The organism is Hungatella sp. SL.1.14 (assembly GCF_024460495.1).
GTDB lineage: Bacteria > Bacillota > Clostridia > Lachnospirales > Lachnospiraceae > Hungatella > Hungatella hathewayi.
Window position 1 is genome coordinate 1 of sequence record NZ_JANFYJ010000613.1, and the last position, 216, is coordinate 216.

General features: G+C 52.3%; 1 protein-coding gene. It reads right to left on the reverse strand.

From position 1 onward, the window contains the following. On the reverse strand, positions 1–216 hold a 216-nt coding region (locus NE473_RS32505), incomplete at both ends, for a hypothetical protein (protein ID WP_256265758.1).

Genomic DNA, 216 nt, shown 5'->3' on the forward strand with positions numbered 1-216 from the left:
CCTTTACGTATACGGTATGTGTTCCTGCTTCCGTAAAGGTCGGGGCCGTCTCACTGTATTCTGTTCCGTTGGTTGAATACAGCAGCGTAGATCCTTCCTTCTCCGCAGACGCACTTATCAGCCCATATGCGTTTCCGTCATACGTTACTTCCCGGCCTTCCGCACTTACACGGTTTCCTTCCGCCTCTGTAATCGTCAGCGTACCTGGTACGATGC